This window comes from Paraburkholderia silvatlantica (genome assembly GCF_003096715.1).
Taxonomy (GTDB): Bacteria; Pseudomonadota; Gammaproteobacteria; order Burkholderiales; family Burkholderiaceae; genus Paraburkholderia; species Paraburkholderia silvatlantica.
Genome location: NZ_QEOL01000047.1, coordinates 1 through 22,838 on the forward strand (window position 1 = coordinate 1; position 22,838 = coordinate 22,838).

Annotated in this window: 15 protein-coding genes and 3 pseudogenes; 5 read left to right on the forward strand and 13 right to left on the reverse strand. The window is 58.7% G+C overall.

Annotated elements, in window-relative coordinates:
• Positions 1-721 precede the first annotated feature (721 nt).
• The 7 genes from C7411_RS39090 to C7411_RS35955 form a co-directional block, all read right to left on the reverse strand.
• Positions 722-1,099: a hypothetical protein gene (locus tag C7411_RS39090; RefSeq protein WP_110388910.1), complete on the reverse strand. Its 378-nt coding sequence runs from the start codon at positions 1,097-1,099 to the stop codon at positions 722-724.
• Between the two features lie 749 nt (positions 1,100-1,848).
• Positions 1,849-2,742 carry an HTH-type transcriptional regulator ArgP gene (locus C7411_RS35930; protein WP_110388911.1) on the reverse strand — a complete coding sequence of 298 codons (894 nt, stop codon included), beginning with the start codon at positions 2,740-2,742 and terminating at the stop codon, positions 1,849-1,851.
• Between the two features lie 20 nt (positions 2,743-2,762).
• Positions 2,763-3,590 (reverse strand): SDR family oxidoreductase, encoded by an 828-nt coding sequence (locus C7411_RS35935; RefSeq protein WP_110388912.1) that lies wholly within the window; start codon positions 3,588-3,590, stop codon positions 2,763-2,765.
• A 154-nt stretch (positions 3,591-3,744) separates the two neighbouring features.
• The gene (locus C7411_RS35940) at positions 3,745-6,999 is read right to left on the reverse strand and encodes an efflux RND transporter permease subunit (protein WP_110388913.1); all 3,255 of its coding nucleotides are present in this window, start codon (positions 6,997-6,999) and stop codon (positions 3,745-3,747) included.
• A gap of 12 nt (positions 7,000-7,011) precedes the next feature.
• Positions 7,012-8,223 (reverse strand): efflux RND transporter periplasmic adaptor subunit, encoded by a 1,212-nt coding sequence (locus C7411_RS35945; protein ID WP_110388914.1) that lies wholly within the window; start codon positions 8,221-8,223, stop codon positions 7,012-7,014.
• A 92-nt stretch (positions 8,224-8,315) separates the two neighbouring features.
• Positions 8,316-9,860 (reverse strand): efflux transporter outer membrane subunit, encoded by a 1,545-nt coding sequence (locus tag C7411_RS35950; protein ID WP_110388915.1) that lies wholly within the window; start codon positions 9,858-9,860, stop codon positions 8,316-8,318.
• Between the two features lie 46 nt (positions 9,861-9,906).
• A complete protein-coding gene (locus tag C7411_RS35955) occupies positions 9,907-10,248 on the reverse strand; it encodes a hypothetical protein (RefSeq protein ID WP_110388916.1) in 342 nt (113 codons plus the stop codon).
• 331 nt (positions 10,249-10,579) lie between these two features.
• Between C7411_RS35955 and C7411_RS35960 the strand changes: the two are divergent.
• From C7411_RS35960 to C7411_RS35980, 4 genes and pseudogenes are all read left to right on the forward strand, one after another.
• Positions 10,580-11,238 (forward strand): annotated as a pseudogene (locus C7411_RS35960) (response regulator).
• 681 nt (positions 11,239-11,919) lie between these two features.
• The gene (locus C7411_RS35970) at positions 11,920-12,687 is read left to right on the forward strand and encodes a response regulator (RefSeq protein ID WP_110388918.1); all 768 of its coding nucleotides are present in this window, start codon (positions 11,920-11,922) and stop codon (positions 12,685-12,687) included.
• Positions 12,684-13,970, forward strand: a complete 1,287-nt coding sequence (locus C7411_RS35975; RefSeq protein WP_110388919.1) for an ATP-binding protein — start codon at positions 12,684-12,686, stop codon at positions 13,968-13,970. The genes C7411_RS35970 and C7411_RS35975 overlap by 4 nt, the downstream gene beginning before the upstream one ends.
• A gap of 183 nt (positions 13,971-14,153) precedes the next feature.
• Positions 14,154-15,107 (forward strand): IS5 family transposase, encoded by a 954-nt coding sequence (locus tag C7411_RS35980; RefSeq protein WP_110388920.1) that lies wholly within the window; start codon positions 14,154-14,156, stop codon positions 15,105-15,107.
• Positions 15,108-15,325: 218 nt separating this feature from the next.
• On the opposite strand, the gene C7411_RS35985 is transcribed toward C7411_RS35980, so the two are convergent.
• Together C7411_RS35985 and C7411_RS35990 are read right to left on the reverse strand one after the other, a co-directional pair.
• Positions 15,326-16,213 (reverse strand): alpha/beta fold hydrolase, encoded by an 888-nt coding sequence (locus C7411_RS35985; protein WP_110388921.1) that lies wholly within the window; start codon positions 16,211-16,213, stop codon positions 15,326-15,328.
• Positions 16,214-16,285: 72 nt separating this feature from the next.
• On the reverse strand, positions 16,286-17,059 hold the full coding sequence (locus C7411_RS35990) for an SDR family oxidoreductase (RefSeq protein ID WP_110388922.1): 774 nt from the start codon (positions 17,057-17,059) through the stop codon (positions 16,286-16,288).
• Between the two features lie 40 nt (positions 17,060-17,099).
• On the opposite strand from C7411_RS35990, the gene C7411_RS35995 reads away from it, so the two are divergent.
• Positions 17,100-17,600: a winged helix-turn-helix transcriptional regulator gene (locus C7411_RS35995; protein ID WP_243413472.1), complete on the forward strand. Its 501-nt coding sequence runs from the start codon at positions 17,100-17,102 to the stop codon at positions 17,598-17,600.
• Positions 17,601-17,819: 219 nt separating this feature from the next.
• On the opposite strand, the pseudogene C7411_RS36000 reads toward C7411_RS35995, so the two are convergent.
• The 4 genes and pseudogenes from C7411_RS36000 to C7411_RS36020 form a co-directional block, all read right to left on the reverse strand.
• A pseudogene (locus tag C7411_RS36000) lies at positions 17,820-18,239 on the reverse strand (alpha/beta hydrolase fold domain-containing protein); the annotation flags it as partial.
• 38 nt (positions 18,240-18,277) lie between these two features.
• Positions 18,278-19,378 (reverse strand): alcohol dehydrogenase catalytic domain-containing protein, encoded by a 1,101-nt coding sequence (locus tag C7411_RS36005; RefSeq protein ID WP_110388925.1) that lies wholly within the window; start codon positions 19,376-19,378, stop codon positions 18,278-18,280.
• Between the two features lie 528 nt (positions 19,379-19,906).
• Positions 19,907-21,262 (reverse strand): sensor histidine kinase, encoded by a 1,356-nt coding sequence (locus C7411_RS36010; RefSeq protein ID WP_110388926.1) that lies wholly within the window; start codon positions 21,260-21,262, stop codon positions 19,907-19,909.
• A 1,316-nt stretch (positions 21,263-22,578) separates the two neighbouring features.
• Positions 22,579-22,740, reverse strand: a pseudogene (locus C7411_RS36020) (DDE-type integrase/transposase/recombinase); the annotation flags it as partial.
• Positions 22,741-22,838 lie beyond the last annotated feature (98 nt).

Below are 22,838 nucleotides of genomic sequence, written 5' to 3' on the forward strand. Positions count from 1 at the left end.
ACTCCGAAGGGCCCTTCCTTCATCTCTGGTAAAGCACCGCAAGCATCGGTCATCTGACGCTCGCGTTCTTGGCACACCCCACTCGATTGTCAATCGGTGACCGAAACCTTTGTGTTGACAGGCGCTCCCTCCGGGAGGGTGGCGACGATACCGCCAGCGGTGCCGAAAAACCCAGTCGGCAGTTGCCAGCTTTGGACAGAATACATCGGAGCATTCAAAGCGCATTGTCGTTTAATCATCGCGAATATCCGACATCAGTATGAGACTTATGTGGCGATACCGTCATCGATGCCGTCAGCCAAATACCAACGCGATCCTCACAAAGCTTGAAAAAGCCACACTGCGGTCGCGTTTTCGCGCAGAAAGGATACAACGCACGCCCCAACTTTTGGTAGGGGAATGTTCGTGACCGCTCGACAGGAAAATGTTGCGCAACCGCGCCGCGAAGGTATCCCCAAATCGGGCGGCGCGAACGATTCCATGACAGCGCGAAGTTCTGCACGTGCCCACGACGCACCGCAGCGGTTTGCGCGAATCGCGCTAAGTTATGCCGCCTGCAGACTCAGCAGCACCGATCGAACGGCATCGGTGACACCATCGAGCGCATCATCACGCCTCAGCGCCAACACAGCTGAAGGCACATCGAACATAAATTCGCCGAATTATCGAAGCCAACAAGCGGACGACCCTGCACGCGCTCGGTTCGGTTGAACCACGACACCTACTCCAAGGTCGGCAGACTCACATGTTTTTCACGACGCGAGACGATGAATCTGTCTGCCTTGTACACGCCGTCGATTGTTTCGGCCAGCGCGATGTCATAGATATCGCCCCGGTTGCCGATTGACGGCTCGATGCTCACTTTGGCCAGCGGCCCGCTGTAGCGAATGCTGGCGTATTGCCCCTGTCGGAATGGTGAATCACCAGTGCGCGGCCAGGGCGCTGCTCGGTCCCGCACCCCATAGAGATCGACCTCGTCAGTCACGCACGCACGCATCGAATTTAGTGTAGCGGTTTGCCAGTGCCGAATGATGTAAAGATCCGCTGCAATTCGCTTGCGGTCCGCAGGTATATCTAGGTCGACGATGTCACCGCCCATGCCCGCGTTCGCCACGCGGCATCTGCACCCGCCCGCTGAACACCGGTCAACAAAGAGGTCGAAGCGGGATCACAGCTCGTCAATCGAGACCTTCAGGTTTTCCGTGGGATGCCCATAATCAGATCGGAAGCAGTGTACCGACATGGCACCATGGAATGGCCCCCCCGGCGTCCCTTATGCTGCACGCGAGATGATATCGGACCTGTGTAGCTCAACCCGCAAATTCGGGGGCCGGACACCGGTAGCCAGCCACCTGTCGGGTGCGTTAACAGAGGATCCAGCACATGCCGGCAAAAAAGACCACTCCAGTTGAAGACCAACTGGGTGAAGACCAACTGGGAAAACTTCGCCATATCGATGCCTGTCGCGTTCACAACCTGTCGAGTTTCCGACGCGAGGGCCAAGGCTATGTGTTCACGGCATACTTTCTTCCTGTTGTTGATCTCACGAAGCCAGTTTGGGAACAAGTGAATGGGGTTGATATATTTCGAGGCGAACGTGTCGGTGGCTTTGGTTTAAAGCTCAATGCCGGAAGCTTACCTTGCATCGCCTACAACCTCGTTTTCGCGAAGGCCAAGCAACGCGCCGAGATTCATCTCGCTGCGCCAGCAAGCTTTACCGTCGATCTTTCAACCCAGCATTATGCCCCGGGAACCGTAATCCCGGCGTCCACCTTTGGTCCACTCTACCAGCTCACCCAATCCGAACTTCTCAAATTGAAAGCCGAGGACTCGGACGGACCGATTGATCTATACATTCCAACCATTGAAGTCCCGGCGCGCATAACGCACCACAAGTTCGCTGATCGCCTGGGCATTCGGCGGGGCAGTTTCCCAGTGATGCCAATAGAGGTTGACTTCCACCTTATGCTGGGGCGCGAGGCGCACCAGCTTACCCGCTTCGATTAGCGACCTGGCTTGCAGGCAGGGAACGAGTCCATACCCTATCCCCTTCTCGATCGCAGCCAGCAATGCCGACGGCGACGGAAAGTAATGCGTCGCGTAGTTTCTTACCTCAAGTTCCAGAAGTCGTTCGAGAAACTGCGCGTGCAATCCATCCTTCCGGTTATAGAGCACGGCAGGCGCGGCAAGGACGCCATGCAACCCCAGGCCTTGCGGGAAAAACTTTGCGGCGAACTCAACGTTCGCTACACACTCATACTCCATCATGCCAATGGGTTCAGCGAGAAACCCAGTCGGGGGATTGCCGGAGGTCGAAACACAACCCATCGCCTCTCCCTTGGTCAGGAGTGGTAGCGTGTAATCCTGATCGTCAACGATCAGTTCGAGAGCTACGTTTCTTTCCGCGATTTTCCAGGCGACAGCCTCGAACCACGTTGCGAGGGAATCCGCATTCACAGCGATAGCCACGCGTGGGTGCATGCCGTCCATTGGTTTAATCTGCTGCTGCGTTTCCGCCTCGAGTATCTTGAGCACACGGATATGCCGCAGCAGGACCTCGCCTGCTGGCGTGGGGACATTTCCATCTCGTACAACCAGTGGAGTACCGAACTCCTCCTCAAGTGCCTTGAGCCTGAGAGACACCGCACCACGAGTGATATTCAACAACATGGCGGCACGTCCGAAATGCCGCGTCTCCACAATGGCGGAAAATGCCTCCAACTGTTGTCGATCAAAATTCATGACCAGATCTTGCGCGCTCGTTATGCGCGCTCCATCACGGAAAGCGCGACCGTCTTCTGCAGCTCCAGCACGGCGAGGCGTTTGGTCAACGCGGCGCGGACCGACTCGTAAGCCGACCTTCCGAGCACTACCCGGAACGGCGGAGACGGACTGTCGATCGCTGCAAGCAGCGTATCGACCGTTTTGCCGGCATCGGCCAATTCGAAATAACCCGCGTCGATCGTGCGCCGCAGTTCGCGCACCGGCGTGCTGTCGTACGCGTCGAGCGGCGCCGCTCGATCCAGTCCCGCACCGAAGTTGGTGCGCGTCGGCCCTGGCTCCACGATCACGAAGTCGATGCCGAACGCTGCCACCTCCTGCGTGACGGCTTCGACGAAGCCCTCGATGCCCCACTTCGTCGCGTGATAGGCGCTGAAACCTGGATAGGTGATCTGCCCCCCTTCCGACGACACCTGCACGATGCGTCCGCCGCCCTGCAAACGCAAACGCGCGATGGCGGCGCGAATCAGTTGGATCGAGCCGGTCAGGTTGGTGGCGATTTGCCGTTCGATCTGCGCGTCGCTCAATTCCTCCGCCGCGCCGAACAAGCCGTAACCCGCATTGCTGACGACGACGTCGATCCGTTCGCGGGCCGCGAAAGCATCTGCGACCGCGGCCCGGATCGCATCGGAATCGGTCACATCGCACGCGACGATTTTCAGGCGCTCGCCGTGTTGCGTCTTCAGATCATCAAGCGCGCCGGGTTTGCGCAGCGTCGCCACCACAGCGTCGCCGCGCGCCAGCAAGCGCTCGGTTAGTCCGCGCCCGAGCCCGCTCGAAGCACCTGTAATCAGCCAGTTTTTCGTCATTGCTCTCTCCGTTAAACGAGTCCGCGATCCATGCCAAGGCGATATGATTGGTGTGAGAACCACCGTCAATTGGCATGAGCCGTTGAAGGAGCGACAGCGGCCCACGTTTTCGCTCTTCGTTGGTGCCGGCAATTGACGTTCGCCTAGCCCCAGGTCATGCGCCGATGTCTATCCGGTCGTTGCCACCATACGGCAACTTGTTAGGGATCTCACCGAGCTTGTCCCCGAGAATACGCCGCACCGCCACGTAGAACACAGGGATCAGCAGCAAACCGAGGACGGTCGCGAACAACATCCCGCCTATTACCCCTGTACCGATTTCGTGCCGGGATGACGCTCCCGCTCCGGTAGAAATCACGAGTGGGAAAACCCCGAGGATGAAGGCCATCGATGTCATCAGGATCGGGCGCAGCCGCAACTTTCCGGCCGCCAACACAGCGTCGTATAAAGTCATGCCCCTGGCCTGCCCATCGACGGCGAATTCGACAATGAGAATCGCATTCTTTGCCGCAAGACCAATCACGGTCACCAGACCAATCTTGAAGTAAATGTCATTTGGAATGCCACGTAGCAGACAGAAGGTTAGCATCCCGAGCATACCGAGCGGAACCACGAGCAGAACGGCCACCGGTATCGACCAGCTCTCATAGAGCGCCGCGAGGCACAGGAATACCACGACGATCGACAGAATCATCAGCAATGTCGCCGAATTGCCAGAGAGAACTTCCTGATAGGACTGACCGGTCCAGTCCGCGGCGAAGCCCGGTGGCAGCTGAGTATCGACAATATGCTGCAGTGCCTGCATGGCCTGCCCGGTCGAATAGCCAGGCGCGGGATTGCCCACAATCTCAATGGCCGAATACCCGTTATAACGCGGCAATGCGACGGGACCAACATCCCAATGTGTTTTCACCACGCTCGACAACGGAACCATGTTGTACGGACTCAGCGAACTATTGGTCGCCGTCGGGTTGACCTGGGTCAGGTACCCGCTGGTGTTGGTGGTTTCGCCCGAAGTACTGGTGGCACCGGTTGACGCGCTGCTGATCCCGCTGGGCGTGTAGATATGCTGGAACGCGTCGATCCCCATCCGGTACGGTGCGTCGGCCTGCAAATACACGCGCTTGACACGACCCGCATAGGTGAACTGATTCACATAGTACGGAGCCAGCTCCATCTGGATCGCGTTATAGACATCGGTCAGGGAGAGCCCCATTGCTTGCGCCTGCACGCGATCGACGGACATCTCCAGTTGCTGTGCATCGGGAAGCGAATTGGGCCGAATGCCATACAGCGTCGTATTTTTTGCGGCATTACCAAGCAGAACGCGTCCGGCCTGCGCCAGTTCCGCGCGCGACTGACCTGCACGAGCTTGCAGGTACATGTCGATTCCGCCGAACTGGCTCAATCCGCGGATGGTGGGAAGATCGACGACGAAGACGCGCGCGTCCTGGAGTCCATGCAATATGCGGTTCGCCTGCGGAATGAGCTGCATCGCGCTCTCGGAGCGCTTGTCCCAGTCGGTCAACTGGATAAACGCCATCCCCACGTTTTCGCTACTGCCCACGAAGCTGTAGCCCTCCACCTGGTAAACACCAGCGATGTCGCTGCCAATCGGGCTATGTTTGAGCCTGTCCGACATCTCGTCCATGATTTCTTCGGTGCGCTGGAGCGTGGCGCCAGTTGGCAGATTGACGAGTGCAAGTATGAAACCCTGATCCTCATCCGGCACGAAGCTGGTCGGCAGATGCACATACAGAAACCCAGCCAGCACGGAGAGCAATACAAACACCACCATCCAGCGCGGCGCGTGACGTACCGCACCGCCGATCTGGCGCGTGTAACGCTCGTTGATCCCAGCAAGCCCCTTGTCGAACCAGCGGAAAATGAAGTTCTTTTTCGCTTCGTGCGTCGGCTTGAGAATCGCCGCGCAGAGCGCCGGCGTGAACGACATGGCAAGGAACGCCGACACCAACATCGAAACCGCAATAGTCAACGCAAACTGAGCGTAGATGATGCCGGTGGCACCCGGCTGTAACGCCGACGGAATGAACACGGCGGCCAACACCACGGTAATCGCGAGAATGGCACCGGTAATCTGCCCCATCGCCTTGCGCGTAGCCTCTTTGGGTTCGAGATGTTCCTCGCTCATGATGCGCTCGACGTTCTCGATCACGACAATCGCATCATCCACCACAATGCCGATTGCCAGCACCATCCCGAACAGGGTCAGCTGATTGAGTGTGAAGTGCAGCACCGAGAGGCCGATAAAGGTACCCAGCAGCGCCACAGGGATCACGAGCGTCGGAATAATGGTGGCGCGCAGGTTCTGCAGGAAGATCAGCATCACCACAAAGACGAGCGCAATCGCCTCCAGCAGCGTGCGCACCACATCGGCGATCGAAGCCGAAATAAACGGCGTCGTGTCATAAGGCACATTCCAGGTTACGCCAGCCGGAAGATCCTTGGCGAGGATAGCCATTTCGGCCTTCACCTCTTTGGCCACCGCAAGCGCATTGGCGCCCGGCAGCAGATAGACACCCAATCCGCCTGCCGCTTTTCCCTTATAGACAGAGGCCGAGCCGTAGCTTTGCGCACCGAAAGTGATGCGTGCAACATCGCTTAACCTGACCACGGTGCCGTTGCTGTTGGTCAACAGGATGATGTCGCGAAACTGCTTCAGCGAAGAGAAGAGCGTGTCACCGGATACCGAAGCAGTAAACACCTGCCCCTTCACGGCCGGATCGGCCCCGAGCGAGCCCGTGGCGAACTGCGCGTTCTGCGCGCTTACCGCATTGAGAACCTGGGTGGTCGACAGACCATACCCTTGCAACTTGTCCGGATTCAGCCAGATGCGCACTGCGTATTCCGAGCCCAGCGACAACGTGTTACCCACGCCATTGACCCGTGCGATCACTGGCTGGATCTGCGACGCAATGATGTCGTTCAGGCGCGCCGCGTCGATAGCGGGGTTGCTCGACTGCAGCGAGAGGAACATCAGAATGTCGGGACTCGCCTTAGCGACGACGACACCCTGCTGTGTCACCTGTGCAGGCAGCAGCGGCTGGGCCAGATTGACCTTGTTCTGCACCTGCACTTCCGCGATATCCGGATTGGTGCCGGTCTCGAAACTCAACGTGATCGTGACGGTGCCGTTGGAGTTGGACGCGGAGCTGAAATACAGCAGGTTGTCGATGCCTGTGAGCTGTTGCTCGATCACCTGGGTGACGGTCGATTCCATGGTCGCGGCGTTCGCACCAGGATACGTGGCGGTAATGGTGACTTCGGGCGGCGCGACATCCGGATACGAATCGATACCAAGATGCAACATCGAAATCACGCCGATGATACAGATCAGGATCGGGATCACCCACGCGAAGACGGGGCGATCGATAAAAAATCGAGGCATGGGACAGCTTCCTTAGTGTGCGTTGACGGCAGTCCGGCTACCTGCAGCCAATGCTGATCTGTCTTGCGGCGCGGCCACCGACGGCGCATGCCATAGATGAGACTTGACAGGATCGCCCTCGTGCAGGCCTTGCAGACCAGAGACGATCACCTGATCGCCGGCCGTAAGGCCTCTGTTGATGATCCAGTTGGTCCCGAAGCTGTCGTTGACGGCCACATCCTCGCGCGCCACCTTGCCGCTTGCATCGGTAACGAATACATAAGCGCCTACGGTGTCGCGCTGAAGCGACTCCTGTGGCACCAGGAACACGTTGCGCTGCTGGCCCAATGTCAGTTTCAATGTCACATACATGCCCGGGAGCAACGTGCGCTGCGGGTTTGGTACCAGTGCACGCAGATTGACGGCACCCGTAGTGGCATTCACGGAGACGTCGGAAAAGTCGAGGGTGCCCAGTTGAGCGTACGCGCTGCCGTCGGGCAGAGTGATCTGCGCGGTCGTCATGTCTGGCTGGGAGAGCGCGACGTCGCCGCGGGCACTTGCTTCTCGCAGCATCAGCAGATCCGCCGCGCTCATGGTGAAGTTCACGTAGAGCTGATCGATGTCGTTCACGGTGGTAAGCAAGGTGCCGCCGGAGCCGGCATCGGCGGTACTGCTACCCACGACGGCGCCGACGGTCACCTGCTGCTGACCGGCAATGCCGCCGATCGGCGAGGTCACCTTGGTATAGCCGAGATTTACCTTCGCGCTTTCCACCATCGCCTCATCGGCCTTGACTTTAGCCGCGTCACTGCGCACTGTCGCATCGGCGTTGTCGACTGTCTGTTGCGACACGGAGCCGACCGGCAGCAGCTTGTGATAACGCGCCGCGTTGACCTTGTCGTTCATCCAGGTCGCCTGATCTTCGCCGAGGATGCCGAGGTCGTTGTTGAGCTGCGCCTGATAGTACGCAGGATCGATCTCGAAGAGTACCTGGCCGGCCTTGACGTCGCTACCTTCCTTATAGACCCGTTTGGTCAGGACACCGGACACGCGCGCCGTGACGTTGGCGCTGAGATACGGCGCAAGACGTCCGACCAGATCGCGCGTCAGGGCAACGCTCTGCGGTTGGACGGTGATCACGCCGACCTGCGGCGGCGGAGGTGCCAAGCTGCGACTGGATTTTCCGCAGCCGGAAAGCGCTGACAGTATGAAAAGGGCAACGCACAGCAACACTAGTGACTTCACGAAGACTCCAATTTTTCCCGATTCCCGACGCAACCGGCTATCGCTGGACTCGACGCTTCGCCCCCCAAAGCGGCTATGTACAAGGCGATCTGTCATTGCGACCTCTCTCCCGATTTTTGATCCGCAGATTGCTGCGCAGCATTTGCACTGATGCTGACTGCCGCACCCCTGGCGTCATCCCACTGCCATCCGCCGCCAAGATTCTTGACCAGCGTGACGCTGCTCTCAGTCAATGCCGCCTGCGTATCTTTCAGGCTCTGCCCGGCCTGCAGCAACGTGATCTCCTGGGTCAACAGGGCCTGTTCGCTTGTCGTGCCGGCCCGCGTCTGGGCCTGCTGGCTGGAGAAGAGCCGCTGGTTGCGCTCGTAGATGTTCGCGTACGCCTGCTCCTGCTCACACAGGTGCTTGTAAGACGATAAGCTATCCTCAACGCTCTGGAAGGCCGAGAGCACGGTTCCGCGATATATGGCGACCTGTTCGTCGTAGGTGGCCTCGGCCTCGTGGACGGCCGCCGAGCGCGCGCCGCCATCGAAGATCGTGGCGGCGAGATCCGGTCCGAGTGTCCAGAAGCGGTTCGGCACCGAAAACAGGTTCGCCAGCGCGTTATGCTCGAAGCCGCCTTGCGCCGACAGCGTGAGGGTCGGGAAGAACGCGGCCTTTGCTACACCGATCCTGGCGTTGGCCGCGGCGGCCGTGCGCTCCGCACTCACGACGTCATAGCGCCGCTCCAGAAGTTGCGACGGGAATCCCAGTGGCACGGCGGGCGTCGCGAAGACATAGCCGGGCTGCGGCGGCAGGGCGAAGCTGGCCGGCGACGTACCGGTCAGCACTGCGATGGCATGCTCGTCCTGCTCGCGTGAAGTCTCCGTGGCTTGCAGGTCAGCGATCACGAGTTCGAGCGTGTCCTGCGCGTCGAGGACTTCGTCGTTTGACACTGTTCCCTGTACGAAGCCAGCGCGGTCCATCTCCAGAATCCGGGCGTCGATGCCCTGCTGCTGCTTCAGGGAAGCGATGTCGACATCGGCCTGACGCAGCGAGAAATAGTCCACCGCGACACTGGCGGCGATCGAGAGGCGTTCGCCGGCGAGCTGGGCGTCGCTTGCCTGAGCGCTGGCTTTGGCCGACTCGATCTGGCGTCGGACACTGCCCCACAGGTCGACCTCCCAGCTAGCGGAAGCGCTGACACTCGCGAGATTGCTCGTGTACGGCTGGCCCGTGACGCTCCCGACCGCGGCCGTGCGCGAGCGCGATCCGGAGGCGTCCACCCCGACTGTCGGGAAGAGGCTCGCGACATTGGCATCGATCGTGGCCCTGGCGAGCCGGTATGCGGCTTCCGCAGAGGCGATCGACTGGTTGGCCCTGAGCGCCTGATTCACGAGGCCCGACAGCGTGTCGTCGTGATAGTCGAGCCACCAGGTACTCGAAATGGCGCCCTGCAGGTTCACCTGAGCCCGCTGCCAGTCCGTGCCTTCCTTAAAGGTAGCGGGGATGTCCTGGACTGGCTTGTGATAGTTGGGACCGACGGCGCAGGCTGCCACGCATAGCGTGGCAGCGAACAAGCTGCCAAGCCGCAGGGTCCGTGTTGTCCGCGGTACACCCCGGCGGCTCGCCGTGGAATCGATAAACGACATCCTCATGTCACGCTTCCCTCTCTCTTTACAATGCAGCCGCCAGGTATCGCGCTCAGTCGATACCGTCGTAACCCATCAGTTCGAGATGCAGCTGAACGAACCACCTATGCTCGCAGTAGAGCTTGATCGATGTCCCGTCTTCGCCCGGGCCATGCAGCCGGACATGACCAGTCGCATAGGCAGCCCGGAACGCCCGTAGGCCGAACAACCGTAGCGCGAGTGTGACCGCCAGCGCGAGCAGCACTAACGCGGCCCGAACGTTCGTCGGGGGTTCGCCTGCGTCGAACAGATCAAACATCACGTAGAGAGCACATCCGGGAACGGCCGCGATCAGCAGGGAAACAGCGAGCAGCACGAAATGCGCGCGCACGCTCGTCGCAAGACTCCGCTTCATCGGGAACGCTGCAGAGGCTGACGGATGGCATAGGGGATGATTGTCCGGCGCATTGTCGTCAGCGCAGTCGCCAGCGCCATGCCGTATGGCAGGAAAGGAATTGCCTTCAAGTCGATTCCTAAGATCGGGCGAAAAGTGGCACGACTTTACGAGCATTCGACTTACTGCTCACTTACCAGTGATGCCGGCTCGGACGACCGACTTGGATCGGGCCGGTAAGTGTCGGGTAAGCCTGTCGAACTGACAATTGAATGGCCGTCGTGGAGTTGTCCGGTCTCCCGAACCAGACTAATTGGTCTGTTGAAGCCGTGCTAACGGAGCTGCACGTCCCATGCCCACTCGCATACTTGTCGTCGACGCTGACGCCGGACTGCGCGATCCGGCAAACCGCTATCTCTCCAACCAGAGCTTCGAGATCTCCATATTGCGCGACGCGGGTTCTTTACAGCATCGGCTCAGGCGCAATCGTCCCGACCTCGTTGTGCTGGATGTGATGACGCCCGGCGTCGGCGCCCTGACGGCACTACGTAACCTGCGCGCAGCGGACGATGACATTGTTGTCGTTATTCTGGCCGCCCGCGTGGACGTAGAGGACAGAATCGTGGGACCGAACCCCGTGCGAACGATTACCTCGGCAAACCCTGGAATCCCCCCGAGCTGCTGGCGCGCATTCAGTCTGTGCTGGGTCGCTGCACGGGGCAACCGCCTGCCACGAAGCCTCACACGCAGGCACGCGTGGTTTTCGGTCGCTTCGTGCTGGGTCTCTTAGTGCGCACGCCAACTCACGAAGACAGCTCTTTCAGACTGTCCGGGCGCGAGTTCGCGTTGGTCGAAACTTCGCCACTGCGTAGCTGCACGCATGCACCCGGGAACAATTCATCGGGCTGATACACCTCCGGAGATGCCTGCCGCCCGAGGCTCGTTCAAACGGTATGTGGCCGCAACCACGTGTTCGTTCCAGACGGCAAACAGAGGCTGAGTTTCCCATGAACCTTCCACCGAGACGACCATCCAGTCAGGAATTCGACATCGACTTCCGAATCAGGCCATCGGCAAATTTCGGCCATCCGGATATCCCCAGTTTGCAGACACTTATTGAGGAGAGGCCGCGGACGAGACAATCTGAGACAACTTTTAAACAGACTTAAACGCGACGCGTTTTTACACTGTCTTTGCCGTGGCGCATTACTTTTACGCGGCTATAAACCCATAGGACCGTACACATGAAAAATCGATTCTTCACCTTATCGACCGCCGCTACCGCACTGGTTTGTGCTGCCTGCCCGGCATTTGCGGGCGTAGCCGTCGGCGTTTCCGTCGGCGCACCCGTTGCCGTAGTTCCGGCTTATGTGCCACCGCCTCCCGCGGTGGTGGTGGCGGCGCCTGCTTATGCCCCGCCTCCCCGCCCCGTAGTGGTCGCAGCGCCGGTGGTCGCGCCTGCAGGGGTCGCGGTGGTTGCCGTGCACGGTGGGCACTATAACGGCGGTTACGCGTATTCCGGTGGTCATCCTGGCGCTTACCCATATCACGGTGGCGGCTCTTATCATGGTGGAGGCAATGGTGGCGGCTCTTATCACGGCGGGAACTAGCAGCCCCGGCACGCACAGCAACCACGCTTCCATCGACGCCGAATCCGGGCTTTGCAACGTACCGGCCAGCAGTGCCCACATCATGCCAAATGTCGTTCCCAGGGTCACCGATACCCGGCAAGGCCGCATTATCGTTCTCGACGACGAAGCGGTCATCCGTAACATGCTCCAGCGATACCTCGTCTCACATGGCTTTGAAGTGCGTGCGGTGCGCAACGGCATGCAGCTCGCGACGACTCTCGAACGTCACTCATACGATCTGCTGATTCTCGACGTTATGATGCCGGACGAGGATGGGCTGTCGATATGCAAGCGGCTGCGCGCACAGGGCGAAACACTGCCGATCCTGATGCTGACTGCTCGCGGTGATCCCGTCGACCGCGTAATCGGCCTTGAGCTCGGCGCGGACGATTATCTGACGAAGCCATTTCTGCCGAACGAGTTGCTGGCGCGCGTGCGTGCAATACTGCGCCGCCGTGATCTGTTGATGCGCCAGTTAAACGCAATCGACGGAGCGATGCCGGGAAGCGAGACAGCCGTACTGCGCTTCGGTCCGTTCAGGCTCGATGTCGGACGGCAGACGCTACATCGTGATGACAATCTCAAGGTCGAGATCGGCAACGCGGAAATGCGCCTGCTGTGCGCACTCGCGCTCACGCCCAATCGCCCGGTAAGCCGCGCGAAGCTGATTGAACGAGCCAGAGGGCCGGACTCCGACGCGTCCGGACGCATCGTCGATATGCAGGTGTGGCGAATCCGCCAGATTATTGAGATCGATGCATCGTCTCCAAGCAGTATCCGCACGGTATGGGGCGTCGGATATATGCTTGTCGCGGAGTTTGATGCATGAGCAGATTGTGGCCAAGCTCGCTGCTAGGACGCAACCTTCTGCTGCTCGTGCTTCTCGTCGTCGCCAGCGACATTTCTACCTTCACGATATTTTTCGCCTTCATCCAGCTCCCACGCATCGACGAGGCCGCGGCGCTGTTTGCATCGCAGACAAATCAGGTCGCGCGCTTGCTAAGCGTTCTCCCACCCGAGATCCGGTACAGCGAGCTCGTCGCCACCAACGGCGGCAAGCAGGCGCCGCCCGCAGACACGGACACGCTTACGCACAGTTTTTCGGCTCACCGGTTCCTGCAAACCCTCACGCAACATTTGCCACCAGGTACGCGAGTCAGTTTGGACGGCGGCAAAGACAGTCGCCAAATATGGATTCAGCTCCGGATCAACGACCAGCTTGAGTGGATAATGTTGCCAGTCCCCGCCGAGATCAATCACCAACTACCCTGGAGTGTAATTGCTCAACTGTTCACGATCGCGGCATTCCCCGCACTCGGCGCATGGCTCATCCAGCGGTACACAGTGGTGCGACTGCAACGCCTCGCGCGTGCGGCGACAACGGTCACACATGGTGGGTGGCCTGAACCGGTGCCCGTCGACGGACCGGTCGAATTTATTACCGTAGCCAGCACGTTCAACCAGATGGTCGCGTCACTCGCGGAGATGGACGCGACGCGCACGGAGATGCTTGCCGGCATTTCGCACGACATCCGCACGCCGCTCACAAAACTGCGGATGGCGATTGCGGCGCCGGAGGCGTTTGAGGCCCCATCTGCGAGCGCAGAACACTTCATCGCGGAGATTGACGTGATTGTGGAACAGTTCATCGATTTCGCGCGAAGCCGGGACAGTGAGCCGGTTGTGCCAGGGGATCTCAACGCGCTGGTCGATCAGCTTGCAGCGGATTATGTTGGCCTTGGATACATCTTCCAGACATCACTGGCACCATTGCCAGTGGTCAAATTCCGGCCGGTCGGCATGCAGAGGGTACTGATGAATCTGATGCACAACGCAGTCATTCATGGTCGAATCGGCCTCGCCGTGCGCACATGGACGGAGCCGGGGTATGTCGTGCTCAGCGTGGAAGACGAGGGGCCGGGAGTGCCAGAAGCGCAACTGCCATTGCTCAAACAGCCGTTCCGGCGTATTCCCTCACCGGGTAGGGCGGGCGGTACCGGACTGGGCCTCGCGATTGCCGAGCGGATAATCCGTTGGCACGGAGGCAAGCTGGATCTGAGCCTGCGAGCAGAAGGCGGCCTCGCGGCGACGCTGCGTCTTCCCCTTAAATGACCTGTGTCCGGAGGCCGACTCCATTGGGGCTTGTACCCGCTGGAACGCCACCTCTTCATGGCGCACGCTCATTACCGTCATTACGCTGTTGGGGCACAACGACTTAGGGACGGTCTGCAAAAGTCCTGGCGTCGAAGTCTGGTTGGCCTATCCTGGAAGAACGCGAATTGAAGGAGTTCCTCCATGACACAGCTCGGTCTTGGCCTGGATCTTTCGACGAAACGCACGCGCAAGCGGGAATTTCTCGATGAGATGAGGCGCGTCGTGCCATGGTCGAGGTTGATTGCGTTGATCGAACCGCACTATCCGACGGGTAAGACTGGAAGGCCGCCGTTTCCGGTTGCGACGATGCTGCAGATTCATTTCATGCAGCAGTGGTTTGGGCTTTCGGATCCGGCGATGGAAGAGGCACTTTATGACGTACCGCTGTACCGTGAGTTTGCGGGGCTGGACGACGGTATGGCGCGTTTGCCGGACGAGAGCACGATTCTGCGGTTCCGTCACCTTCTCGAAACGCATGGTCTGGCCGCGCAGATGCTCGCCCTGGTCAATGAGATCCTGAGTGAAAAAGGCTTGATGTTGAAGGCAGGGTCAGCGGTCGACGCGACCTTGATTAGTGCACCCAGTTCGACAAAGAACGGCTCTGGCAAACGGGACCCGGAGATGCATCAGACGAAGAAAGGGAATCAATGGTACTTCGGGATGAAAGCTCACATCGGCGTAGACGCAGAGTCGGGTCTGGTCCACACCGTGATTGGTACGGCGGCCAACGTGCACGACATCAATGCGGCCGAAACGTTGTTGCACGGCCAGGAAAAGGATGTGTACGCTGACGCCGGATATCAGGGTATCGAAAAGCGCTATCAGGCGAACCCGGTACGCTGGCATGTCGCGATGCGACCGGGTAAGCGTCGACAACTGGACCTGACCAATCGTCTGGACGCGATATACAACCAGATTGAGCGCCTGAAGGCTGGCGTGCGCGCCAAGGTTGAACATCCGTTTCGCGTGCTCAAGCAGCAGTTTGGTTATACGAAGACCCGCTACCGAGGTTTGATGAAGAACACCGCGCAGATCATGACACTGTTTGCGCTGGGTAACCTCTGGATGGCGCGTAAGGCTTTAAGCAAAGCGTGAAACGCCCGGGGGCATCAGGCCGTGAGTCTCGGCAAACGAAAGCCATCATGCTTCAAAAGTCGGACGACCAACCTGATAGCAGGCTCTGCAGCCAATACGCCCGACGAGATAAAAGATCGGCGCTCCGAGAACGTGTTGTGCAGACCTTCCTTAGTTCGCAGGCGGCAATCACTTAACTTATCGGAGAAAAGAGTCAGATCAAAGGTAGCATCTTTTGTCTACGGAGTCTTGTCGCTCTGAATCGCCGCAAAAAATTCAACCAGAATGCTCGCCACCAGCTTTGGCTTTCCATTCAGATCTTCGTTCCATGGCGACGAGTGGTCGGCTCCAGCTAGTTCGATACATTCGCAATAAGGTAATGTCGCCCTCAATGCAACGAGTGCCTTCTTAAGATAGTCCGGACTCCTGCTTCCACCGATCAGTAGCACTGGGGTACTCACTGCGCGAAGATCGTGTAGATGCTGATTCATGCCTGACACAACATTGAAGTCGTAACGCATCGCGGGAATCAACTCCCTTAACGATGCATACGAAGTCGACCGACGATCATCGACGCGCAACGCGCGTGCCGCAATGAGCCGAAGAAGCCGATGTGGCATAAACTGCAAAATCCGGGGTCCCAAACCGACGATGCGCATCGCCGTGGCGAGCGCGTCTTCCAGTCGTTCGAGTTCAACCTGCGTATTAAAGCGCGCGACGAGGTGTGTCGCCATCCCATCCAGATAGAACGGTGGCTCGTACACTGCTGCGCGTTCGACCGGTATGCCTCTTCGGAGGCTTTCAAGAACTATCATCGCGCCGGAACTTAACCCAAAAAGGAATTGAGCGCCCGTATGCTCGATAAGGACGCGAATGTCGTCGACATCTTTTTGAATCGAGTGTTGCGCGTCGTACGGACGCGGGCTCAATCCACGTCCGCGCCGATCCGGCACATGGACGGTGAATTTGTCGGACATCGCGAGAGCGAGCTGATGGTAATTCCGTGCGGTCCCCATCGCGCCCTGAACAAGGACGACACCGGGTCCATCGCCAAATGACTCGTATCCGGTTGACGTACCGTCGGACGACGTCACCCGCCCATTTACAATCGATGTTTCTAATCGCATAGCTGCTTTTCATATATCCGACGCGGATCACATGCCGGAGGAAAGTTCTGTCGTTTCCTAAGATTTCCATTCTCAGACGCCGGACGATCGCGGACGACCGAGCTTCACCATCTGCCGAAACATGAATTGCGGCGCAACGCGGCTGGCGATTTTCAGCACATTGCTCAGGCCCGGACGAACTTCCTGTTTCCCAGTTTCGATACCGTCGATGGTGTGTTTTACGAGCACACTGACGTCCATACCTTTCTCCCCTTTCATTTCCTCGGCGAACTCGCCCCGGAACAACGGTGTCTCCGTGGCGGGAGGGGCCAATTCGACGATTGACACGAAGGAGCCTTCCAGTTGCGCCCTCAGACACCGTGTATATGCGTGGATCGCAGCTTTGGACGCGCTGTAGATGGGAGCCGCCGGAAAAGGAACAAACGCGAGGCCAGACGACACATTCACAATCAAGCTGCCCTTCCGACGCAAGAGTAGAGGAAGAAATGTTTGGACCATCCAAATGGTGCCGTTCAGATTCCCGTTGATCTCGGCCGTCAGATCGTTCAATTGATACTGCTGATCAAGCTTGATATTGCGCATCGCGCCCGCGTTGTTCACAAGGGTGTCTAACAGAGGAAAACTGACTGACACCTTTTGGAAAAGCAACTCGATACTCGCTGGATCACTAACGTCGCTTTCGAAAGTGTGGAGACCTGGTACGGCTTGTCGTGCGGCTTCCAGCCTGTCACGATTGCGTCCGGTGACTATCACGCTGTTATCCCGCGCGATTAGTTGCTTCGCCAGCTCGAGGCCTATTCCACTGCTTCCCCCCGTAATCAGTACGGTCCTTCCAATCAGTTTCACCCGTCATCTCCGGTTGATTTGAGCACGGACGTAGTTTGACGTGCATACTTTCAAAGAGGAAGAAGGCACCCGAAAGTCAGATACTTACCAAACGGAGAGTGTGAACATGGGGCGAGTTCCGGCATTTACCAAGGAACAAGTTGCAGCCGCGCAGTACTACGCCAGCCTTACACCGCCGATTGACCTCGATCCGCGGATTGGCTCCCTGGTCAGGGATCTAATAGGTCGCGTTGCCGACAAATGGACGATGTTGATTCTCGACGTCCTCGCGGAAGATTCGCCGCTGCGTTTCAGCCGCCTCGGCGAACGGGTCGAAGGTATCAGTCAGAAGATGCTCACCCAGACCTTGCGCGCGATGGAGCGCGACGGGCTAATCGTGCGCACTGTGTATCCGGTCGTGCCACCGAAGGTGGAGTACAAGCTTACAGACCTGGGAATCACTTTGGGCGCAGCGTTTTGCGGCGTATGGGTTTGGGCCGCCAACAATCTGGATGCGGTCGAAAAGGCACGCAACGCCTTTGACGATGGAGCGACGCAATGAACGGTACGCGTCGATGATCGATCACCGCTTCATTGCCTACTGGTGTTTTAAATTTACCTGGTGAGCGTCGCCAGGCTGCTCGAAGGAGAACGCGAAGACGCAGGAAGTGGTGGAGTCTCCTGCGCGTTGGTCCCGAGACGACGTTGACGCCCCGGCCGGCCTGCCGTCTATGGCAATCGTCGCGAGAGGCTCGCTCGTCTCTGGGCTTACCGACCAACCTCACTTCGCAAGGTGCTGCGCGATGAAAAGCGCTGCCCGGTCGAGCGCGTAGTCGGCTTCGTCGAGCATGCCGGTGAACGCCTGGAAGACATGCGGCACATCGGCGGTGACGTCGAGGATCACGTCGACTTCAGCGTCGCGGGCGCGTGCCGCGAGACGCACGGAGTCGTCGAGCAGAAGCTCGTTCGTGCCTACCTGAAGCAAGATGGGCGGAAAGCAGCTCAGGTCGGCGTGCACCGCGGGGGCGAGCAATGGACTTTCCGGTTTCTGGCCCGCGAGGTACATGGCACCGGTGTGTCCCATGCCTTCGTGCGTGGAGGGTGGATCAACACCTTCGTTTGTGATCATCGTCGCTCCGTGTCGGGTATGGTCCAGCCCCGGAGAAAACGCGACGAGTGTGGCAGGTCGCGGCACTGCGGCGTCGCGGGCTAACGGCGCACGGTAAGAGTGCTGATCGACTAGCCATCAGTATATTTTCGCCTGCAAGGACTTATCACGACCAGCGAGAGCGGACCAGCATTATCGGCTGCGAAGGCAACCGCTTCGTTGGCATCGTCCAAAGAAAATTCGGTCACGTTGAACTTCGTCAGGCTGACCAGCCCGGCACGAATCATTGAAACCATTTGTGGGATCGCCACACGCGGGTACATCCATTGACCTCGAAGCGTGACTTCATTGTGCATAAGCCAGGCATATGGCAGTGAAGGCTCGTCCTCTCCGGTCTTCCGGACGCCACCCATTAGCACCAGGCGGCTACCACGCCTCAGTGCCTTCGCGCCCGCCAGCACCTGTGACGCGGACGCCCCACGGGGCAGTATGTCCAACGCGAGGTCTATCTCCCCTTCCGCGAGTTCGCAGATTCGTCGTGTATCGTCTACGTCTCCTGTCACACGTACGCAACTCACTCGCAGACCGAGCTGACGAGGCAGTTCATCGAGCTTCTGCTGATTGCGACCAGCGGCCACAACTTTTGCCGCACCCATAGCGAGCGCCGCGACGACTCCGGCGCTGCCGAATCCCCCCGTTTCCCCGTTAACAAGCACAGTATCGCCAGGCTGCAGCTCTCCAGCGAGCAGACCGCCGAACGGCACCAGCAATTGGCTCAACGCGCACCACTTCCCAGCATCGCGCTCTTCCAGATCGCCAATAGCCGTGACATTCTCGGTCGGCACCAGCATCTGCGTCGCAAAGGAACCGTGGTGATAGAAGCGATGCAGCGAAAGAGCCGCCGGATTACGTGCGGTCCATCCTTGCAGAATCGTGTCCGGGTTAATGGCATTGTCACGCGCGCGAATGGTCGGGTCACAGTAGACCCAGTCGCCAACTGCGAGCCGTGTGGAATCCGGACCCACCGCACGCACCCGGCCTATAGCGCCAGCGCCCGGCACGAGCGGAGGCTCCAGCAGGTAATTCCGGGCGCCGGAGAAGACGCCGTGTGCATAGCTCGCCACTCCTGCCGCAACGACGTCAACGATGACTTCGCCTGTTCCAATAACCGGATCGGGTAATGTTTCGATGGAGAGCGGAGTACCGAATGCGTTGAGAAGAGCAGCTTTCATTGGAGCCTCGCTGTATGTCAGGTGAAGTTCACTAGAGTTGTTTGAGGCTGAACGTGAATCTTGGAAATACGTCCGCTCACGCGTGCCTTCTGCGCCACAGCCGCGGATCAGTCTGGCCTCAAGACGCAAACTCGTGCTGGAAATGAATCCACTGCACCGATTGGACCCGGCGCAAACGCCTCCATTTGTCATCACGATCGACTTCGGCAGCACATGATGCAATGTGCCAGCATTACCGAAACGGAGTTTCTGCGAGCTACCTCAGTCGCCACCTGCACCAGATCTGGCGTATCGTTGCAAACCGTTCACTGATCGTGGCACGACGTGGCACGGAAATCACGTGCCGGATATCTGGATTGTTCTGCAGTGCGCCAGCGGTCCCATCGAACACCAGCACGTCGATTTGCGCGCCGGGCCAATGCAGCTTCAATGAACGTACCGCAGGGGTGCTCAGCAATACGTCACCGATCCGGCCCGTGCATATCACAGGAATCGCGCGAGGAGCCAGCGGTTCGACAAAGAGCGTGGTCATAACCAGACAGTGAACCGCGTCCCAATCGAAAGTGAGCTCACTGTCAGGCGCCAATCGTGCACCGCTGCAATTTCCTTGCATATTGCCAATCCCAGCCCCGCGCCATCGTGCCTTGCATCGGGCGCGCGCCAGAATCGCTTGAACAGAAACGGAAGATGATCCTTCCGGATGCCAGGTCCTTCGTCAGAAATCTCGATCGATATCCCGTCAATCGTCAACAACACGATGCCGTGGACAGGGGACGCGTTGATCGCGTTTTCGACGATATTCTTGAGAAGGATGAACAACGCGCTTTTGTCCGCCCAGATCGACGGTGCCGTGTCGCGCTCATCCACACGTAACGTCACCTGCTTTGCATCGGCCTTGCGAGCCAGATACGCAACGACATCCTGCGCCACGTCGACAATGTTGACTTCGCCGAAGTCAAAATTCTGTGCTTCGCTGACTTCGGCCAGATGTAGCAGCTGTCGCACCTGCCTCGACATCAGGTCGATTTCGCGGAACAAAAGATCTCTTTCCTTGATCTCCGGCTGCAACTCGATCTGCCCGCGGATCAACGTCAGCGGCGTTTGAAACTCATGCGCGGCAGCCGCAAGAAATTGCTGCTGAACCAGAAAGCCGTTCTCGAGCCGTCCAAGCGCCTCGTTGAAGGCATTGATCAACGGCTTGATCTCACTTGGCACACCATGGGTCGAAAGGCGCGTTTTCAGATGACGCGGCGTTATCTGCGCCGCCGCGTCAGACGCGTCCCTCAACGGCTTGAGCATGCGGCGGATCGTAAACAACAGCACAATGCCGAATATGGCAATTGCAACAAAAAAAATGACCCTGACCGTCGCCGGAATGGGTTTGACCTTTGAACTGACCAGTACGTCTATGAACCTGGCACTCGTCGCGGTCTGCACATAGAACTCGGATTGTCCCCGCAATACCCTGCGCGTCGCGATCGAAAACCGCCGTCCATCGACGTCCGCGTGGGCTATCTTGCCAACGTCGGCAGAAAGGTCGCCCGTCAACCACGGACCGTCTTTTTTTGCTCCAGCCGATGCCAGCAGGACGTGACCCTGCGCGTCCAGTACACGATATTTGAGTTCGGTTGGCGCAACCTGAAACAGCCATGCTTCCTGATCGGGAAGCTCCACATCGCGGGGAAAGCCCGAGTCGTCGAACCTGATTGAATCAATCACCCTGGCGAGACTCTCCATCTCTTCAAGTCGACCCACAGTCTGCTCCGGGTAGTGATCGAGAACATGGATAACCATCCCGGCAAGCACGGTCAGGGCGGCTGCGAGCGCGACAACGGTCGTCACCCATAGCCGGGCCGACAGACTTCGAATCCAGTGATTGAACATGACGGCTCCCAGGTTGAAGCGCGGGTGGAATGCTGCACGACGTCGGAATACTCATTTCGGATGCATCGTAGGCGACATTGACGGTCGCTCCTGCGGGTCCAGGGGTGCGAGAGCACCGCCGCGTCCGCACAGAAAACATAACTCGGTGCGTGTATTGTTCCTGGTGGCACTTCGGTTGCATTCCCCAATAAGTCAGTGACCAGGGTGGAGCTGACTTTATCGGAGCTCGACTTACCAGTTACTTACCGAATTGAAATCGACTATGAACAACGCGGCTCTACGCAACCGTGCTATAGGTCTCGGGTCGCGCAGATTGTACCGATGGAACGCGCAATGAATCCGCAGGAGGCACATGCAGTTTTGTAGTCTGGTAGCAACCGGAGGCGAAAGATTCCCTCCGCTGCGCCTCACCCTCGACAAGGCACTCCAGTCTGACTGCAATGGGGACCGGTCGTTATCAACGGCGAGCGTACCTGGCTGCAGTCCGCACAACTCCAACTCAGCCGCCGAGAAGGTGCCGGAAGCGTTCACGCAAGGCAACCTACTGCAGCTTGCCATTCGCAGTGAGGAGGATCTCCGACGAACACCACATCGTCAGGCATCGACCACTTCGCAATTTTCCGTTCGAAGGATTCAGGATCTGTTGCGCTGTGACTGATGTGCCCTGTCGCCGAAGTGCTACAAGTACATGGCGCTCGTCCCATTTGGAACCTGCGCAGGCGATGCATGAGGCACTACCAATGTCCGGATGGCGCGACGCGATATTCCCCGGTTCAACGGATTGAAATCCATTCGCCGCCCGATTTGGTTATGTTCTTGCTGCGGTCCATGAACGGCATGTAACCGTCAGCACCGGTGATAGCGACCTTGCCTGTTGCAAATCAACCAATTTTCAATGCAGACGTTTGGGCACTAAAATGACGATCGACGACCCCGTGACCACGCGCCATCAAATCCCCCGCCGATCGTCGATCCCAAGGAAATCCAGACTGACAGGTCGGCTCCGGAAGAGACAACATTGAACAAGACAATAACGGCTGCAAGAACCAGGGAAAGTCGCGCGCCCGTTCGCAATGATCCAGAGAATGCCGTCGCAGTTGCGCAGGCCGGTGCGCGCATTGACGCGCTGAACGGATCAATGCGCCTTAGGGGGTGGGTTGCCCTGATCGCGGTGGGTGGCTTCTTCGAGGTCTACGACCTTGCCCTGACAGCCCTGCTCTCGTCCGGGCTTAGGTGGGAGCCGCCCTGTGCTTCGATCGGGCGTGCTAGTAACGATAGACGAAATAAACGTAGCCAATTATTTGGTTCACTACCTTGATGTCCTTGAAAGCAGCCAGGTTCGCTCCACGCTTATCGATCGTAACCGTCTCGGGTACGCAGTTCTGGGCAATCGCCTTTTCGAAATACCGCCGTGCTGCAGCCTTGTCCCGGTGTGCACGCAGCAGGAAATCGACAGTGTTGCCTTCCGGGTCGACGGCATGTGAGATTGACCCAGAAAAACGGACACCTATTCTTTTGAGAAGGAGGTGCCGGAAATGGGCAAGCATCGTACCCCATACCCTGCGGAATTCCGGGC

What these genes read in the sequence shown, in the direction of transcription:
- C7411_RS39090 (WP_110388910.1), bottom strand. Translation starts at nt 1,099, where the DNA reads ATGGGCGGTGACATCGTCGACCTAGATATACCTGCGGACCGCAAGCGA.
- C7411_RS35930 (WP_110388911.1), bottom strand. Translation starts at nt 2,742, where the DNA reads ATGAATTTTGATCGACAACAGTTGGAGGCATTTTCCGCCATTGTGGAG.
- C7411_RS35935 (WP_110388912.1), bottom strand. Translation starts at nt 3,590, where the DNA reads ATGACGAAAAACTGGCTGATTACAGGTGCTTCGAGCGGGCTCGGGCGC.
- C7411_RS35940 (WP_110388913.1), bottom strand. Translation starts at nt 6,999, where the DNA reads ATGCCTCGATTTTTTATCGATCGCCCCGTCTTCGCGTGGGTGATCCCG.
- C7411_RS35950 (WP_110388915.1), bottom strand. Translation starts at nt 9,860, where the DNA reads ATGAGGATGTCGTTTATCGATTCCACGGCGAGCCGCCGGGGTGTACCG.
- C7411_RS35955 (WP_110388916.1), bottom strand. Translation starts at nt 10,248, where the DNA reads ATGAAGCGGAGTCTTGCGACGAGCGTGCGCGCGCATTTCGTGCTGCTC.
- C7411_RS35970 (WP_110388918.1), top strand. Translation starts at nt 11,920, where the DNA reads ATGCCAAATGTCGTTCCCAGGGTCACCGATACCCGGCAAGGCCGCATT.
- C7411_RS35975 (WP_110388919.1), top strand. Translation starts at nt 12,684, where the DNA reads ATGAGCAGATTGTGGCCAAGCTCGCTGCTAGGACGCAACCTTCTGCTG.
- C7411_RS35980 (WP_110388920.1), top strand. Translation starts at nt 14,154, where the DNA reads ATGACACAGCTCGGTCTTGGCCTGGATCTTTCGACGAAACGCACGCGC.
- C7411_RS35985 (WP_110388921.1), bottom strand. Translation starts at nt 16,213, where the DNA reads ATGCGATTAGAAACATCGATTGTAAATGGGCGGGTGACGTCGTCCGAC.
- C7411_RS36005 (WP_110388925.1), bottom strand. Translation starts at nt 19,378, where the DNA reads ATGAAAGCTGCTCTTCTCAACGCATTCGGTACTCCGCTCTCCATCGAA.
- C7411_RS36010 (WP_110388926.1), bottom strand. Translation starts at nt 21,262, where the DNA reads ATGTTCAATCACTGGATTCGAAGTCTGTCGGCCCGGCTATGGGTGACG.